Genomic DNA, 15139 nt, shown 5'->3' with positions numbered 1-15139 from the left:
TGCTGTGCCGATCCTGCCGCGATCAGCGGTCGACGATGCGGTCGAACTGCGTGGTCGTGTGCCGCAGATGGGCCACCAGCTCCTCGCCCACCTTCGGCTCGGGTGCGTCCGAGGGCACGAACAGGATGGACACCTGCATGTGCGGCGGCTCGGCGAACCAGCGCTGCTTGCCGCCCCAGACGAACGGCGACAAGTTGCGGTTGACGGTCGCGAGGCCCGCGCGGGCCACGCCCTTCGCCCGCGGCACCATGCCGTGCAGCGCCTTGGGCGCCTCCAGGCCGACGCCGTGCGAGGTGCCGCCCGCGACGACGACCAGCCAGCCGTCGGACGCGACCTTCTGCTGGCGGTAGCCGAAACGATCACCCTTGGTCACCTGCGTGACGTCCAGGACGGCCCCGCGGTACTCGGTGGCCTCGTGGTCGCCCAGCCACAGATGCGTGCCGATGCGGGCGCGGAAACGCGTCTGCGGGAACTGCTGCTGGAGGCGGGCGAGTTCGTTGGCCTTGAGGTGGCTGACGAACATCGTGTGCAGCGGGAGACGGGCGGCACGCAGCCGGTCCATCCAGCCGATGACCTCCTCGACGGCGTCCGAGCCGTCGGTGCGGTCCAGCGGCAGGTGGATCGCGAAGCCCTCGAGCCGTACGTCCTCGATGGCCGCGTGCAGCTGTGAGAGCTCCTGCTCGCTGACGCCGTGCCGCTTCATCGAGGACATGACCTCGATGACGACGCGGGCGCCCACGAGGCCGTGTACGCCGTCCAGGGACGACACGGAGCGGATGACGCGGTCGGGCAGCGGCACGGGCTCCTCGCCCCGCCGGAACGGGGTCAGGACCAGCAGATCACCGCTGAACCAGTCCTTGATCCGGGCGGCTTCGTACGTGGTGCCGACGGCGAGGACGTCGGAGCCGAAGCGGGTCGCTTCTTCCGCGAGGCGCTCGTGACCGAAGCCATAGCCGTTGCCCTTGCAGACCGGGACGATTCCCGGGAACTGCTCCAGCACGTGCTTGTGGTGTGCCCGCCAGCGCGCGGTGTCGACATAGAGCGTGAGCGCCATGGCCGGATCCCGGAACCTTTCTCGTGGCTGCGGTGTATCAGAGGTATGAAGACTATGTGTGATGGTGCGAATTGTGCCCGGGCAGCGCGGTCAGCGGCGCGACATGTAGATGTCGAGTGCCTTGTGGAGCAGCTTGTTGAGCGGGAAGTCCCACTCGCCGATGTACTCGACAGCCTCTCCACCCGTGCCCACCTTGAACTGGATCAGTCCGAAGAGGTGGTCCGTCTCGTCCAGGGAGTCGGAGATGCCCCGCAGGTCGTAGACGGTGGCGCCGAGCGCGTAGGCGTCCCGGAGCATCCGCCACTGCATCGCGTTCGAGGGCCTGACCTCACGGCCGATGTTGTCCGAGGCCCCGTAGGAGTACCAGACGTGCCCGCCGACGACGAGCATCGTCGCCGCGGACAGGTTCACGCCGTTGTGGCGCGCGAAGTACAGCCGCATGCGGTTGGGGTCCTCGGAGTTGAGGGCCCGCCACATCTGCTGGAAGTAGCCCAGCGGCCGCGGACGGAACTTGTCGCGGATCGCCGTGATCTCGTAGAGGCGCTGCCACTCGGCGAGGTCCTCGTAACCGCCCTGGACGACCTCGACGCCGGCCTTCTCGGCCTTCTTGATGTTGCGCCGCCACAGCTGGTTGAAGCCCTTGAGGACCTCGTCCAGGGAGCGGTTGGCGAGCGGCACCTGGAAGACGTAACGCGGCTGGACGTCACCGAAGCCGGCGCCGCCGTCCTCGCCCTGCTGCCAGCCCATCTTCCGCAGCCGGTCGGAGACCTCGAAGGCGCGCGGCTCGATGTGCGAGGCCTCGACGTCCCGCAGGCGCTTCACGTCGGGGTTCTGGATGCCCGACTTGATCGCGGGGGCGTCCCAGCGCCGGATGACGACCGGCGGGCCCATCTTCACGGAGAAGGCGCCCTGCCGCTTCAGATGCGCGAGCATCGGCTGGAGCCAGTCGTCCAGATTCGGGGCGTACCAATTGATGACCGGGCCCTCGGGGAGGTAGGCCAGGTAGCGCTTCACCTTGGGCAGCTGCCGGTAGAGCACCAGGCCCGCACCGACGAGCTCGCCGGTCCGGTCGTCGAACCAGCCCAGGTTCTCCGAACGCCATTCACTCTTCACATCCGCCCATGCCGGGACCTGGCAATGACTCGCCGACGGCAGGCTCTGGATATATGCCAGATGCTGCTCGCGACTGATGGTCCTCAGGGTCAGACTCATTCGGGGCGCTCCTCGGGCTGGTGTGTCCCCATGGGTACAGGGGCTCCGGCTCTCGCGCCGAAGCCTACTGTGCCCCGAGAGCGCCCCGTCTGGGCGTACGGAACCTCGGCCCCCGGCCTATGCCCGGCGGGGGCCGCGCGGGGCGGCTACCAAAGCCCGCCGAAGAGTCCGCCATGGGCCATACCCAGGAAGAATCCGACCGCCGATGCGCCGAGGCCGAGGATCAGGCCGAAGCGCTCGCGGGTCGTCTCGGAGATGAACTGTCCCCACGCACCCGTGGCGATCCCCACCAGTCCGGCCCAGGAGCTGAGCAGGTGGAGGTTGTGGAACATCGCGGAGACGAAGGCGATCGCACCCAGGATCAGGGTCACGCCGAGCAGCGTGTCCTGCATGGGATGGGCCTTGCCGTCCGTGGCGAAGAGAGAGCCGGCGGTGTTCGGTCGCAATGTCTGTGCCATAAGGCACCTCCTGCGTGAGGCGGCGCATCGTAGCGCCATACACACCCGATGTGTACAGATTCTGCCCGTCGCCCGCCGGATTTCAACCGGAAGCCCAGGTGCGGGTAGTGTGTACCGTCTGCACCGGTGTCTGCCCAGGCCATGGCAGGGACTCCCGATCGGTCTACTGATCGGGAAACCCGATTGTCAGTGGCTGCCGATACCGTTGCGTACGCATCACGACCCTCCTGCCACGGAACGACCGTGGCCGCTGAGTCCAAAGGAGGTGGGTTCCACATGCGTCACTACGAAGTGATGGTCATCCTCGACCCCGATCTCGAGGAGCGCGCTGTCTCCCCGTTGATCGAGAACTTCCTTTCCGTCGTCCGTGAGGGCAACGGAAAGGTCGAGAAGGTCGACACCTGGGGCCGTCGTCGTCTCTCGTACGAGATCAAGAAGAAGCCCGAGGGCATCTACTCGGTCATCGACCTGCAGGCCGAGCCTGCGGTCGTCAAGGAGCTCGACCGCCAGATGAACCTGAACGAGTCGGTCCTCCGGACCAAGGTCCTCCGTCCCGAGACCCACTGAGCTTTCCCGCTCAGCGGTACATCGGGATCCGAGTAGCAGCAGCAAAAGCAGCCAGCAGCAAACCCGCCGAGAGGTTCCCCCATGGCAGGCGAGACCGTCATCACGGTCGTCGGCAATCTTGTCGACGACCCCGAGCTGCGCTTCACCCCGTCCGGTGCGGCGGTCGCGAAGTTCCGTGTCGCGTCCACTCCCCGCACCTTCGACCGTCAGACCAATGAGTGGAAGGACGGCGAAAGCCTCTTCCTCACCTGCTCGGTCTGGCGGCAGGCGGCGGAGAACGTCGCGGAGTCGCTTCAGCGAGGCATGCGCGTCGTCGTGCAGGGCCGGTTGAAGCAGCGGTCCTACGAGGACCGTGAGGGCGTCAAGCGCACGGTCTACGAGCTGGACGTCGAGGAAGTCGGCGCCAGCTTGAAGAACGCCACGGCCAAGGTCACCAAGACCACTGGTCGAGGCGGCCAGGGCGGAGGCGGCTTCGGCGGCGGTGGCGGCGGCCAGCAGGGCGGCGGCAACTGGGGCGGCGGCTCCGGTGGCGGTCAGCAGCAGGGCGGCGGCAGTGCTCCCGCCGACGACCCCTGGGCGACCGGTGCGCCGGCCGGCGGCGGCCAGCAGCAGGGCGGCGGCGGTGGCTGGGGCGGAAGCTCCGGCGGCTCCGGCGGCTCTGGCGGCGGCTACTCGGACGAGCCCCCCTTCTAGGCCTCAGGGCCGGGGTGGGCCGTTCCCACACTTCTTGATCAAACAGGAGAGAACACATGGCGAAGCCGCCTGTGCGCAAGCCTAAGAAGAAGGTCTGCGCATTCTGCAAGGACAAGGTCACGTACGTGGACTACAAGGACACGAACATGCTGCGGAAGTTCATTTCCGACCGCGGCAAGATCCGTGCCCGCCGCGTGACCGGCAACTGCACGCAGCACCAGCGTGACGTCGCCACGGCCGTGAAGAACAGCCGTGAGATGGCGCTGCTGCCCTACACGTCCACCGCGCGATAAGGGAAGGGTGACCGACAAATGAAGATCATCCTCACCCACGAGGTCTCCGGCCTCGGTGCCGCCGGCGAGGTCGTAGACGTCAAGGACGGCTACGCCCGCAACTACCTGATCCCGCGGAACTTTGCGATCCGCTGGACCAAGGGTGGCGAGAAGGACGTCGAGCAGATCCGTCGTGCTCGCAAGATCCACGAGATCGCGACCATCGAGCAGGCCAACGAGGTCAAGGCCAAGCTCGAGGGCGTCAAGGTCCGTCTGGCCGTCCGCTCCGGCGACGCCGGTCGTCTCTTCGGTTCCGTCACCCCGGCTGACGTCGCTTCGGCGATCGAGGCTGCCGGTGGCCCGAAGATCGACAAGCGTCGTGTCGAGCTGGGCTCGCCGATCAAGACGCTGGGCGCCCACGCGACGTCCGTGCGTCTGCACCCCGAGGTTGCCGCTCAGGTCAACATCGAGGTCGTCTCCGCCTAAGCACTGCGCTTGGCAGAGCTGAAGCACAACCGTTGGGCCGCACCCTCAGGGTGCGGCCCAACGTGTTTGCCGGGTGCCACTGGGCGGCGGTGGTTCCACGGGCGTCGTTTCACAGGCGCTGTTTCACGTGAAACAGCGCCTGCGGCGATCAGCTCGTGAGGGGCAGGAGGGGCAGCAGGGGCAGCGTCAGCGCGTGGCGCCGGTGACGATCCAGCGGCCGGAGCGCGTGCGCACCCAGAGGGTCACCATGCGGACCGCCATCATCAGGGTCATCGCCGCCCAGACGGCGGTCAGTCCCCCGCCGAGGGTCGGTACGAGCAGGGCCACAGGGGCGAAGACCGCCAGCGTGGCCAGCATCGCCCAAGCCAGGTAAGGGCCGTCGCCCGCCCCCATCAGGACACCGTCGAGGACATAGACGATGCCGCAGATCGGCTGGGAGATGGCCACCATGATCAGAGCGGGCAGCGCGGCGTCCTGGACGACGGAGTCACCGGTGAAGAGCGGGATGAACAGCGGGCGGGCGAGGACGACCAGGACGCCGAGCACGACGCCTGAGGCGATGCCCCACTGCACCATGCGGCGGCAGACGTCGCGTGCGCCCTGGGGGTCGTTCGCGCCCAGGTAGCGGCCGATGATGGCTTGACCGGCGATGGCGATGGCGTCGAGTGCGAAGGCCAGCAGGCTCCACAGGGACAGGATGATCTGGTGGGCGGCCACGTCGGCGTCACCGAGGCGGGCCGCCACCGCGGTCGCGATCATCAGGATCGCCCGCAGCGAGAGCGTACGGACGAGGAGAGGGGCGCCCGCTTGGGCGCAGGCCCTGATTCCGGCGGCGTCGGGGCGCAGGGAGGCGCCGTGGCGCCTGGCTCCGCGGACGACGACGAAGAGATACACGGCGGCCATGGCGCACTGGGCGATGACGGTGCCCCAGGCGGAACCGGCGATGCCCAGGCCGGCGCCGTAGACGAGGGCCACGTTGAGGACACCGTTGGCGACGAAGCCGCCGATCGCGACGTACAGCGGGGTCTTGGTGTCCTGGAGGCCTCGCAGGACACCGGTGGAGGCGAGTACGACGAGCATGGCGGGGATGCCGAGCGAGGAGATGCGCAGATAGGTGATCGCGTAGGGGGCCGCGGTGTCCGATGCGCCGAAGAGCTCCACGATCGAGGGCGCGGTGGGTAGGACGACGGCGATGACGGCGGCGCCGAGCAGGAGGGCGAGCCAGATGCCGTCCATCCCCTGACGGATGGCGGCCTGGAGATCTCCGGCGCCGACCCGGCGGGCGACGGCCGCAGTGGTGGCGTAGGCGAGGAAGACGAAGACGCTCACGGCGGTCATGAGGAGCGCGGAGGCGACACCGAGTCCGGCCAGTTGTGCGGTGCCGAGGTGGCCCACGATGGCGCTGTCGGCCATGACGAAGAGGGGCTCGGCGACGAGTGCGCCGAAGGCGGGAACGGCGAGGGCGATGATCTCTCGGTCATGCTGTCGCCGAGCGGCCTTGGGCGCCGCGGGAGCCTGTGTCATGAGCACCAATCTAATCTTCCACAGGTAAGAGATGCAATGCCTCTAAGACCCTTACCAGGTCTCGAGTCGGACACTCTTCGAGGCCCTGTTCGGCAGGATCTTGGTCCGACTGGGGAAGTTTTTCTTCTGCACAGCCAGTGGATGCGAAAGTCGCAGGTCAGAGCATATGCGCGGCGAAGGCTGAGTGCTTGTTCACAGGCCTGTCCACCGGGCCGTGCACAGGTTTGGCGGAGTTCTCCACAGCAACGCGCCCGTCATCCACACCGCCTGTGGATAACCAGATTGGCTGACGGTGCCCACGGGCCTACCGTGGTGCGGCGCCCCCCTCGTGATCCTGCCTCGGAAAGCCCGTAAATCCGACGCGCCAGAACCGGAGTTGGGTCGCATATTTGTCAGTGTCGTGCCGTAAGAAAGAGGGGCACGGCGAGGTCCGCGCTGCGGACGTGAGGGAGGTGGCCCGGTGAGTATCTCCGAGCCCTTGGACGACCCCTGGGCCGACAGTGGTCCCAGTGACCGTCTGCCCGCCTCCCGACAGCGTCGCGACGGGGGCAGGGGCCGCGACGAGCAGCACGAGCGCGGCCGTGAGGGCGGCGGCTGGGACGGCGGGGGCACCGCCTTCGAGCGCGTACCGCCGCAGGACCTCGATGCCGAGCAGTCGGTGCTCGGCGGCATGCTGCTCTCCAAGGACGCCATCGCCGACGTCGTCGAGGTGCTCAAGGGCCACGACTTCTACCGGCCGGCGCACGAGACGATCTACACCGCGATCCTCGATCTGTACGCCAAGGGGGAGCCGGCCGACCCGATCACCGCGGCGGCCGAGCTCACCAAGCGCGGCGAGATCACCAAGGTCGGCGGGGCCTCGTATCTGCACACGCTGGTGCAGACGGTGCCGACGGCGGCGAACGCCGAGTACTACGCGGAGATCGTCCACGAGCGGGCGGTCCTGCGCCGCCTCGTCGAGGCGGGCACCCGCATCACCCAGATGGGATACGCGGCGGACGGCGACGTCGACGAGATCGTCAACAGCGCCCAGGCCGAGATCTACGCGGTCACCGAGCAGCGCACCAGCGAGGACTATCTGCCGCTCGGCGACATCATGGAGGGCGCGCTCGACGAGATCGAGGCGATCGGTTCGCGCAGCGGCGAGATGACCGGTGTGCCGACGGGCTTCACCGACTTCGACTCGCTGACGAACGGCCTGCACCCCGGCCAGATGATCGTCATCGCGGCCCGTCCCGCCATGGGTAAGTCCACCCTGGCCCTGGACTTCGCGCGTGCCGCGTCCATCAAGCACAACCTGCCCAGCGTCATCTTCTCCCTGGAAATGGGGCGCAACGAGATCGCGATGCGTCTGCTGTCCGCGGAGGCCCGGGTGGCGCTGCACCACATGCGCTCCGGCACGATGACGGACGAGGACTGGACGCGCCTCGCGCGCCGGATGCCCGAGGTCTCGGCCGCCCCGCTCTACATCGACGACTCTCCGAACCTGTCGATGATGGAGATTCGCGCGAAGTGCCGCCGCCTCAAGCAGCGCAGCGACATCAAGATGGTGATCATCGACTATCTGCAGCTGATGCAGTCAGGTGGTTCCAAGCGTGCCGAGAGCCGACAGCAGGAAGTCTCGGACATGTCGCGAAACCTGAAGCTGCTGGCCAAGGAGCTTGAGGTCCCGGTCATCGCGCTCTCGCAGCTGAACCGTGGTCCCGAGCAGCGCACCGACAAGAAGCCCCAGGTCTCCGACCTGCGTGAATCCGGCTCGATCGAGCAGGACGCGGACATGGTGATCCTGCTGCACCGCGAGGACGCCTACGAGAAGGAGTCGCCGCGCGCGGGCGAGGCGGACATCATCGTGGGCAAGCACCGTAACGGACCGACGGCGACGATCACCGTCGCCTTCCAGGGCCACTACTCGCGCTTCGTGGACATGGCACAGACGTAGCAGCGAGGAAGCCGCCGCCTTGCCTGAGGGCGGTCGGCGCGCAGTCAGCTCTCTTGTGGGGTGCCAGCCGGGGGAATTCACTCGACGTGTGGGCGCTGTCCAGGTGGACTGGGGGCATGACATCACCGCGTGAAGAGTTGCTGCCCACCACCCGCCGAGCCTTGCTGCATCGAGTCGCCACCGCTCAGGCGGAGGGGAGGGCGCCCTCGCTGGTCGCCTCGGTGTTCAGGGACGGCGGGTTGGTGTGGACCGAGGGGCGGACCTGCGTCGAGAGGCACGCACCGGACGAGAACGTCCAGTACCGCATCGGCTCGATCACCAAGACCTTCACCGCCGTGCTGGTGATGCGGCTGCGTGACGAGGGCGTCCTCGATCTGGCCGACCCCTTGGAGAAGCACCTTCCGGGAACGGCCGCCGGTGACGTCACGATCGCGGAACTCCTCGCGCACACCAGCGGGTTGGCGGCCGAGACGCCCGGGGAGTGGTGGGAGCGTACGCCCGCGGCGCAGCGCCCCGAGTTGGGGGACGTGCTCGGCGAGCAGCCCTTCAAGCACCCCACCGGGCGCCGGTTTCACTACTCCAACCCCGGCTATACGCTGCTCGGTTCGCTGATCGAGGCGCTGCGGGGCGACTCCTGGGAAGCCGTGCTGCGCCGCGAGATCCTGGAGCCGCTGGGTCTGGACCGCACGAGCGTGCAACCGCAGGCTCCGAACGCGGGCGGCTGGGCCGTCCACCCGTGGGCGGACGTGATGATGCCCGAACCGGCCGAGGACCTGGGACTCATGGCGCCAGCCGGGCAGTTGTGGTCCACGACCGCGGATCTGGCGCGCTTCGGCGCCTTCCTCCTGGAGGGCGACGAGCGGGTCCTGTCCGCCGACTCGGTGCGGGAGATGCGGGCGCCGGCGTCGCCCTTGCCCGCGGGGGACTGGGACGTGACGTACGGCCTGGGGACGCAGCTGATCCGTGGCGACGGGCGCACCCTGGTCGGGCACGGGGGCTCGCTGCCGGGCTTCATGGCCGGGCTGTGGGCGAGCGAGGCGGACGGCCTGGTGGCGGTCACGCTGACCAACTGCACCTCCGGTCCTGCCGTGACGGCGTTGGCCTTCGACCTGTTGAAGATCGTCGCCGATGCCGAGCCGCGCATCCCGGAGGCGTGGCGCCCTCTGCCCGAGCTGGACAAGGGCCTGCTGGAGCTGGCCGGGCCCTGGTACTGGGGGACGAGCACCTTCGTGCTGCGGCCGCAGGCCGACGGGGCGCTGGAGCTGAAGCCTCTGACGGGTCATGGCCGCGGGTCGGGGTTCCGGCCGAACGGTGACGGCGCCTGGACCGGCCTGGACGGGTATTTCGCCGGGGAAGTGCTGCGGGCGGTGCGGCGGCCCGACGGGTCGGTGAGCCATCTCGATCTGGGGTCGTTCTTCTTCACCCGCGAGCCGTACGACGCGGGGGCGCCCGTGCCGGGTGGGGTCGACCCGGAGGGGTGGCGCGGGCTTCCCTCGTAAGCTCCCGTCAGCGATGGTGAACGCCCGGTGGGGCGTCGTGTTTCACGTGAAACACGACGCCCCACCGGTGTGACCGCTCTCAACGGCAGTCTCAGAGCTGCAGCTTGAAGCCCACGTGAGAGGCCGTGAACCCGAGCCGCTCGTAGAAGCGGCGGGCATCGGTGCGGGTGGCGTCGGAAGTCAGCTGCACCAACTGGCAGCCCTGTCGCCGGGATTCATCGATGGCCCACTCGATGAAGCGCGTGCCGAGACCGCTGCCGCGCTCGTCCGCGTGGACGCGTACGCCCTCGATGATCGACCGAAGCGCTCCCTTCCGGGACAGGCCCGGAACGATGGTGAGCTGGAGGGTGCCGACGACGCGTCCTTCGCGCACGGCGACCACTTGGTGCTGGTTCGGGTCTGTGGCGAGGCGTGCGAAGGCGGCGAGGTACGGCGTGAGGTCGTCCGGCGATTCGCGCGTGCTGCCCAGGGGATCGTCGGCCAGCATCTCCACGATGGCGGGGATGTCGTCGGCGACCGCCGGGCGTATCTCAAGATCTCCCATGAGACGCAGCCTATGCAGCCATCGGCCTGCCGGGCAGGGCGGGCCGATGGCCGGACCGCACAGCCCTTACGCCGGTACCCGCACCGCCTCCACGGCCCGGACCAGCGGTGCCAGCTCCGGGTTCAGTGCCGCTTCGTCGAGCGCCTCGCGCAACGCCGCGTCGTTCGTGGGGCGTGCCTCGTCGAGGAGGGCGGTGCCCGCCTCGCTGACGTCCGTGTAGATGCCGCGGCGGTCGGTGGGGCACAGGTAGCGGGACAGCAGCCCGCGGTCCTCCAGCCGGGTGACCAGGCGCGTGGTGGCGCTCTGGCTGAGCACGACGGCATCGGCGACCTGCTTCATCTGAAGATGTCCGCCCTCCCCGTCGTGCTGGCGGCTGAGGACGTCCAGCAGGGAGTACTCGCGCACGCTGAGGCCGTGCTTGGCCTGAAGGGCGCGCTCGATGTGGGCCTCGATCTTCCCGTGGAGCAGGGAGAGCGCGCACCAGCCCTGCGCAAGGGCGGTGAGTGCGGGGTCCGTCGCTGTCATGGCTCTTGTTCCTCCGTCCCGGAGCTGCTGAGAACCAGGATAGTCCACCGATGCAATATCCGGCGGTTGCAAGTAACCCGCGTCTGCAACTATTGTGGACGCAAGCTAAGCGCACCTGCAATCGTCTTGGAAGGTAGAACCATGCCTCTCGCGCTATTGGCCCTCGCGATCGGGGCCTTCGGAATCGGCACCACAGAGTTCGTGATCATGGGACTGCTCCCAGAGGTCGCAGGTGACTTCGGCGTCTCCATCCCCACGGCCGGTCTCCTCGTGACCGGCTACGCACTCGGCGTCGTGCTCGGCGCTCCCCTGATGACCGTCCTCGGCACCCGTATCTCGCGCAAGCGCATGCTGATGCTGCTCATGGGCCTGTTCATCGCGGGCAACCTGCTCTCCGCCGTGGCTCCGGCCTTCGGCGTCATGCTGGCGGGCCGCGTCGTCGCCTCGCTCGCCCACGGTGCCTTCTTCGGCATCGGCGCGGTCGTCGCGGCCGAACTGGTCGCACCTCAGAAGAAGGCCGGGGCCATCGCCATGATGTTCACGGGCCTGACCGTGGCCAACGTGGTCGGCGTGCCCCTCGGCACGCTCGTCGGACAGACCCTCGGCTGGCGCACCACCTTCGCCGTCGTCGCCGGACTCGGCGTCATCGGCCTGGCAGGCATCGCCAAGCTCGTCCCCGACCTGCCCAAGCCCGAGGGCGTACGGCTGCGCCACGAGCTGGCAGCGTTCCGCAACGTCCAGGTGCTGCTCGCCATGGCGATGACGATCCTCGGCTTCGGTGGAGTCTTCGCGGCCGTCACCTACCTCGCGCCGATGATGACGGACGTGGCCGGCTACGCGGACTCCTCCGTGACCTGGCTCCTGGTCCTCTTCGGCCTCGGCATGGTCGCGGGCAACCTGGCCGGCGGGAAGTTCGCCGACCGTGCCCTGATGCCGCTGCTCTACATCTCGCTGAGCTCGCTTGCGGTCGTGCTCGCCCTCTTCACCCTCACCGCGCACAACAAGATCGCGGCAGCCGTGACGATCACGCTGATCGGAGCCCTGGGCTTCGCCACCGTGCCGCCGCTCCAGAAGCGGGTGCTCGACCAGGCGTCCGGCGCCCCGACGCTCGCCTCGGCCATGAACATCGGCGCCTTCAACCTCGGCAACGCGCTCTCTGCCTGGCTCGGCGGTCTCGTGATCTCCGCGGGCCTCGGCTACACCGCCCCGAACTGGGTGGGCGCGGTGCTCGCGGGTTCCGCCCTCCTCCTGGCCGTCGTCTCGGCCGTGCTCGAGCGCCGCTCGTCCGCTCCCAGCCGGGTCGTCGTGGGCGTGGCCCCCGTCGAGCAGGCGACACCCGTCCACCACTGACCCCCCTCACACCCCCTGACCCCCCCGACAAGCACCACCGCACAAGGAGAAACCCCATGAGCACCACCACCGCCGTCGCCCCGCTGACCACGCAGGACGCCGAAGCGCTCGTCACCGCGGCCCGCCGTGCGGCCGAGGCGGCCGACGTCACGGTCAGCGTCACCGTCCTGGACGCGGGCGGCCATCTGCTCGCCTTCCTGCGCGACGACCGGGCCGTACTGATCTCCGGCGAGACCAGCACCCGCAAGGCGTACACGGCACTCCAGCTCAATGCCCCCACCGCCGACCTCGTCGACCTGGTCAAGCCCGACGGGCCGTTCCACACCCTGCCCACCGCCCTGGACAAGCCGCTGCTCTTCATCGCCGGCGGCGTCCCCGTCCACCGTGACGGCCGTCTGATCGGCTCCGTCGGCGTCGGCGGCGGAGCGCCGGAGCAGGACCACGGATTCGCCACGGCGGCCGTGGAGTCGCTGGCGTAACGCGCCCCACAGAAGCTCGCGTAACTCGTCCCACCAGAACAGCTCGCGTAGCTCGCCCAGTACGGGCTTGTGAAGCGGGACATGGTGAAGGCCCGCCCCCACGCACCGGAAACCATCCGTGCTCGGGGGCGGGCCTTCGTGTGCGGTCGTCAGCCGGCCGCGACCGTCAGCGGCGCGAAGCGACGGGTCCAGTCACCGGGCAGCTCGGGGATGCCGTACGTCATCACGGCGTTGAAGGCGATCGGCGCGAGGCCGCGCTCCTTCACCCAGGCGAGCAGCTCCTCGTGGCGTACGTCGATGTCGGTGCGCAGCGGCCGGTCCGAGCCCTCGGCGAGCGAGGCGATCAGAGCCTTCGCCGTCTCCGTGTCCGGCGCGATCAGCGGGCCGATGACATGGGTCTCCATGTTCGGCCAGGCACCCGCGTACCCCGTGATCGTGCCGTCCGTCTCCGCCACCCGCAGCTGGTCCACGAAGGCGGGGAGCCGAGTGAGTACGTGCGTGCGGTCGAGACCGAAGACCTCGGTGTCGAGCCGGACGATCGCGGGCAGATCCTCCGCGGTCGCGGGACGGGTGGCGACGTCCGGCAGCCTGCCGCCGGGGGTGAAGTGACCGCGGACCATCTCGGCGCGGCCGGTGGTCTTGAATCCGAGCTGCTCGTAGAGGGGGCGGCCGATCGGCGTCGCGTGGAGGGTGAGCGGGGTGGTTCCGGCGCCTTCGACGACGTGGCGCATGAGGCGGCGGCCGAGGCCCTTGCGGGCGTGCCGCTCGGCGACGAGGACCATGCCGATCGCTCCGAGGCCGGGGCGCTCATGTGGGCCGTACTCGGTCACCACGCAGGCGGCGGCGAGGCCTGCACCGTCGGGGTCGTCGATGCCGTAGCCCGTACCGGCCGAGAGCAGGAGCCCCCATTTGTGGTCCTCGCGTGGCCAGCCTCGGTCCTGCGACAGGTCGGCGCAGGCCGTGAGATCACGGAGGGTCAGTCGGCGGATGGGCAGTGCGGAGAGGGTAGGTGTCGACACTCGGCTCAGGCTGTCTGACGCATGACCTCGGCGTCCACCGGTTTGCGGCGAGAGGCACGTTGGTTTTGGTCACGTTGCCTCCGGCCGCGGCGGGTCAGGCCCCAGGGCTTGAGCACCGAGATGACCGTCATGAAGAGATAGGCGCTCAGGGAGACGATGGGGCCGGCGATCAGACCGGTCGGATCCGCCACGGGATCGCCCGCCGACACGGTGGCGACCGTGTCGTCGATGCCCGGGCGCAGCGCGAACGCCGAGGCGGCGGTGGTGGCCAGAGTCAGCCAGAACTTCGTGTAGACCCAGCGGTGCCGGGCGAGACCCCAAGGGGTCCCGAGGGACAGCAGCAGACCGCTCAGCAGGGTGAGCAGGGCGAGGGGCAGCACCAGCCAGTCTGCGAAGAGCTTCATGGACCGGGCGGCGGCTTCGATGACGGCGGCGGAATCCGTGGTGATGGCCGCGAGGGCAAGTGCGAGCAGACCGAGCGTGAGCCCGAGCCAGCCTGCGGCGGCGATGACATGGACGACGAGGGTGGCCCGGCGAGCGGGGCGGCGTAGTTTCACGTGAAACACGCTGCCGCGTGCGGAGGCCGAAGGCGTCTGACAGCGGGAGTAACCGCGGGTACTAGCCTCGGCGTACATGGCACGTCTTCACCTCTTCGACCTGGATGGGACCCTGCTGCACGGCACGGCGGCTCCCGTGGAGATCTCGCGTCAGCTCGGCCTCGACACGGAGATCGCCGAGCTGGAGCGGGATTTCGTGGCGCAGCGAATCGATTCGCCGCAGTACGCCGAGCGCGTGCACGCCTTGTGGGCCGACCTCACGGAGGCGCAGGTGACGGCGGCCTTCGAGGGGGCACCGTGGCTGACGGGGATCCGGGAGACCTGGGCCGAGATCCGGGAGAGCGGCGACTACTGCGCGGTGATCTCGCTGTCCCCGTCGTTCTTCGTGGAGCGGCTGCTCGGCTGGGGCGCGCATGCCGCGCACGGCTCGCGTTTCCCCGCCGTGCCCTTCACCGAGCCGGTGAATCCGACGGGCATTCTCAACGCCGCGGCCAAGGTGAAGATCGCGAACCGGCTGTGTGAAGGGTTCGGGGTGGGGTGGTCCGATTGCATCGCTTATGGCGACTCGCTCTCGGACGTGGAGCTCTTCGGGGCGGTGCCCGTCTCGGTCGCCATCAATGCGGATCGGCGGCTGGTCGGGCTCGCGACCCACTCTTATGTCGGGCGCGATCTGCGTAAGGCGTACGAATTGGTGCGCGGGGCAAGGTAATTGGGGCAATTGGCGGGCGCCGACCGCTTAATTCCTGGTTAAGGGCAGCGGGACTTGTGTGCCGGACGGCTGCCGGTATGGTCGAGTCCGGTTCGGACCGGGTGTTCTCCGCGCACCCTTGGGGAACACGGGCGAAGGGCAACGCAGCTTAACGGGGCGAAGAGATCGAAGACCTGAACTTTCCGGTATGCGGGCGGCGTGACGGCGGGGGATGGGACGCTGCCGGGATATGACTGCGGGCAATGTCACATT

General features: G+C 68.8%; 17 protein-coding genes. 9 read left to right on the top strand and 8 right to left on the bottom strand.

What is annotated here, in order from left to right:
- Positions 1-22 precede the first annotated feature (22 nt).
- The 3 genes from QBL25_RS21520 to QBL25_RS21510 form a co-directional block, all read right to left on the bottom strand.
- Positions 23-1054, bottom strand: coding sequence for an alanine racemase (locus QBL25_RS21520; RefSeq protein ID WP_160506093.1), 1032 nt, complete (start codon positions 1052-1054; stop codon positions 23-25).
- 90 nt (positions 1055-1144) lie between these two features.
- On the bottom strand, positions 1145-2266 hold the full coding sequence (locus QBL25_RS21515; protein WP_361828908.1) for a peptidoglycan bridge formation glycyltransferase FemA/FemB family protein: 1122 nt from the start codon (positions 2264-2266) through the stop codon (positions 1145-1147).
- A gap of 146 nt (positions 2267-2412) precedes the next feature.
- Entirely contained in the window at positions 2413-2724 is a 312-nt protein-coding gene (locus tag QBL25_RS21510; RefSeq protein ID WP_249588912.1) for a hypothetical protein, read from the bottom strand.
- Positions 2725-3000: 276 nt separating this feature from the next.
- Here QBL25_RS21510 and rpsF point away from each other — a divergent pair, with 276 nt between their 5' ends.
- From rpsF to rplI, 4 genes are all read left to right on the top strand, one after another.
- Entirely contained in the window at positions 3001-3291 is a 291-nt protein-coding gene (rpsF, locus tag QBL25_RS21505) for a 30S ribosomal protein S6 (protein ID WP_006604399.1), read from the top strand.
- Between the two features lie 81 nt (positions 3292-3372).
- Positions 3373-3984 carry a single-stranded DNA-binding protein gene (locus tag QBL25_RS21500; protein ID WP_409058651.1) on the top strand — a complete coding sequence of 204 codons (612 nt, stop codon included), beginning with the start codon at positions 3373-3375 and terminating at the stop codon, positions 3982-3984.
- Positions 3985-4040: 56 nt separating this feature from the next.
- A complete protein-coding gene (gene rpsR, locus QBL25_RS21495) occupies positions 4041-4277 on the top strand; it encodes a 30S ribosomal protein S18 (RefSeq protein ID WP_003949403.1) in 237 nt (78 codons plus the stop codon).
- An 18-nt stretch (positions 4278-4295) separates the two neighbouring features.
- Complete coding sequence (gene rplI, locus QBL25_RS21490; RefSeq protein ID WP_190082966.1) at positions 4296-4742, top strand: 50S ribosomal protein L9; 447 nt, start codon at positions 4296-4298, stop codon at positions 4740-4742.
- Between the two features lie 186 nt (positions 4743-4928).
- On the opposite strand, the gene QBL25_RS21485 is transcribed toward rplI, so the two are convergent.
- Positions 4929-6266 carry an MATE family efflux transporter gene (locus tag QBL25_RS21485; protein WP_409058650.1) on the bottom strand — a complete coding sequence of 446 codons (1338 nt, stop codon included), beginning with the start codon at positions 6264-6266 and terminating at the stop codon, positions 4929-4931.
- A gap of 460 nt (positions 6267-6726) precedes the next feature.
- Between QBL25_RS21485 and dnaB the strand changes: the two genes are divergently transcribed.
- Both dnaB and QBL25_RS21475 read left to right on the top strand, forming a co-directional pair.
- Positions 6727-8205, top strand: a complete 1479-nt coding sequence (gene dnaB / locus QBL25_RS21480) for a replicative DNA helicase (protein WP_409058649.1) — start codon at positions 6727-6729, stop codon at positions 8203-8205.
- Positions 8206-8321: 116 nt separating this feature from the next.
- On the top strand, positions 8322-9704 hold the full coding sequence (locus QBL25_RS21475) for a serine hydrolase domain-containing protein (protein WP_409058648.1): 1383 nt from the start codon (positions 8322-8324) through the stop codon (positions 9702-9704).
- A gap of 91 nt (positions 9705-9795) precedes the next feature.
- Here QBL25_RS21475 and QBL25_RS21470 read toward each other — a convergent pair whose 3' ends face one another.
- Together QBL25_RS21470 and QBL25_RS21465 are read right to left on the bottom strand one after the other, a co-directional pair.
- Complete coding sequence (locus QBL25_RS21470; RefSeq protein WP_409058647.1) at positions 9796-10248, bottom strand: GNAT family N-acetyltransferase; 453 nt, start codon at positions 10246-10248, stop codon at positions 9796-9798.
- 66 nt (positions 10249-10314) lie between these two features.
- Positions 10315-10773 carry a MarR family winged helix-turn-helix transcriptional regulator gene (locus tag QBL25_RS21465; protein ID WP_409058646.1) on the bottom strand — a complete coding sequence of 153 codons (459 nt, stop codon included), beginning with the start codon at positions 10771-10773 and terminating at the stop codon, positions 10315-10317.
- A 141-nt stretch (positions 10774-10914) separates the two neighbouring features.
- On the opposite strand from QBL25_RS21465, the gene QBL25_RS21460 reads away from it, so the two are divergent.
- Positions 10915-12123, top strand: coding sequence for an MFS transporter (locus tag QBL25_RS21460; RefSeq protein WP_409058645.1), 1209 nt, complete (start codon positions 10915-10917; stop codon positions 12121-12123).
- A gap of 56 nt (positions 12124-12179) precedes the next feature.
- Entirely contained in the window at positions 12180-12602 is a 423-nt protein-coding gene (locus tag QBL25_RS21455) for a GlcG/HbpS family heme-binding protein (protein ID WP_409058644.1), read from the top strand.
- A gap of 149 nt (positions 12603-12751) precedes the next feature.
- Here QBL25_RS21455 and QBL25_RS21450 read toward each other — a convergent pair whose 3' ends face one another.
- Together QBL25_RS21450 and QBL25_RS21445 are read right to left on the bottom strand one after the other, a co-directional pair.
- On the bottom strand, positions 12752-13621 hold the full coding sequence (locus tag QBL25_RS21450; RefSeq protein ID WP_409058643.1) for a GNAT family N-acetyltransferase: 870 nt from the start codon (positions 13619-13621) through the stop codon (positions 12752-12754).
- Positions 13622-13626: 5 nt separating this feature from the next.
- The gene (locus QBL25_RS21445; protein WP_409058642.1) at positions 13627-14178 is read right to left on the bottom strand and encodes a DUF2269 family protein; all 552 of its coding nucleotides are present in this window, start codon (positions 14176-14178) and stop codon (positions 13627-13629) included.
- A gap of 76 nt (positions 14179-14254) precedes the next feature.
- Here QBL25_RS21445 and QBL25_RS21440 point away from each other — a divergent pair, with 76 nt between their 5' ends.
- A complete protein-coding gene (locus tag QBL25_RS21440) occupies positions 14255-14887 on the top strand; it encodes an HAD family hydrolase (protein ID WP_409058641.1) in 633 nt (210 codons plus the stop codon).
- Positions 14888-15139 lie beyond the last annotated feature (252 nt).

The sequence above is a fragment of the Streptomyces sp. SYP-A7185 genome (assembly GCF_046103685.1).
GTDB lineage: Bacteria > Actinomycetota > Actinomycetes > Streptomycetales > Streptomycetaceae > Streptomyces.
The sequence above is the reverse complement of the archived record's forward strand: the minus strand, read 5'-3'. Positions and strand labels throughout refer to the sequence as shown.

What these genes read in the sequence shown, in the direction of transcription:
- QBL25_RS21520 (WP_160506093.1), bottom strand. Translation starts at nt 1,054, where the DNA reads ATGGCGCTCACGCTCTATGTCGACACCGCGCGCTGGCGGGCACACCAC.
- QBL25_RS21515 (WP_361828908.1), bottom strand. Translation starts at nt 2,266, where the DNA reads ATGAGTCTGACCCTGAGGACCATCAGTCGCGAGCAGCATCTGGCATAT.
- QBL25_RS21510 (WP_249588912.1), bottom strand. Translation starts at nt 2,724, where the DNA reads ATGGCACAGACATTGCGACCGAACACCGCCGGCTCTCTCTTCGCCACG.
- rpsF (WP_006604399.1), top strand. Translation starts at nt 3,001, where the DNA reads ATGCGTCACTACGAAGTGATGGTCATCCTCGACCCCGATCTCGAGGAG.
- QBL25_RS21500 (WP_409058651.1), top strand. Translation starts at nt 3,373, where the DNA reads ATGGCAGGCGAGACCGTCATCACGGTCGTCGGCAATCTTGTCGACGAC.
- rpsR (WP_003949403.1), top strand. Translation starts at nt 4,041, where the DNA reads ATGGCGAAGCCGCCTGTGCGCAAGCCTAAGAAGAAGGTCTGCGCATTC.
- rplI (WP_190082966.1), top strand. Translation starts at nt 4,296, where the DNA reads ATGAAGATCATCCTCACCCACGAGGTCTCCGGCCTCGGTGCCGCCGGC.
- QBL25_RS21485 (WP_409058650.1), bottom strand. Translation starts at nt 6,266, where the DNA reads ATGACACAGGCTCCCGCGGCGCCCAAGGCCGCTCGGCGACAGCATGAC.
- QBL25_RS21475 (WP_409058648.1), top strand. Translation starts at nt 8,322, where the DNA reads ATGACATCACCGCGTGAAGAGTTGCTGCCCACCACCCGCCGAGCCTTG.
- QBL25_RS21470 (WP_409058647.1), bottom strand. Translation starts at nt 10,248, where the DNA reads ATGGGAGATCTTGAGATACGCCCGGCGGTCGCCGACGACATCCCCGCC.
- QBL25_RS21465 (WP_409058646.1), bottom strand. Translation starts at nt 10,773, where the DNA reads ATGACAGCGACGGACCCCGCACTCACCGCCCTTGCGCAGGGCTGGTGC.
- QBL25_RS21460 (WP_409058645.1), top strand. Translation starts at nt 10,915, where the DNA reads ATGCCTCTCGCGCTATTGGCCCTCGCGATCGGGGCCTTCGGAATCGGC.
- QBL25_RS21455 (WP_409058644.1), top strand. Translation starts at nt 12,180, where the DNA reads ATGAGCACCACCACCGCCGTCGCCCCGCTGACCACGCAGGACGCCGAA.
- QBL25_RS21440 (WP_409058641.1), top strand. Translation starts at nt 14,255, where the DNA reads ATGGCACGTCTTCACCTCTTCGACCTGGATGGGACCCTGCTGCACGGC.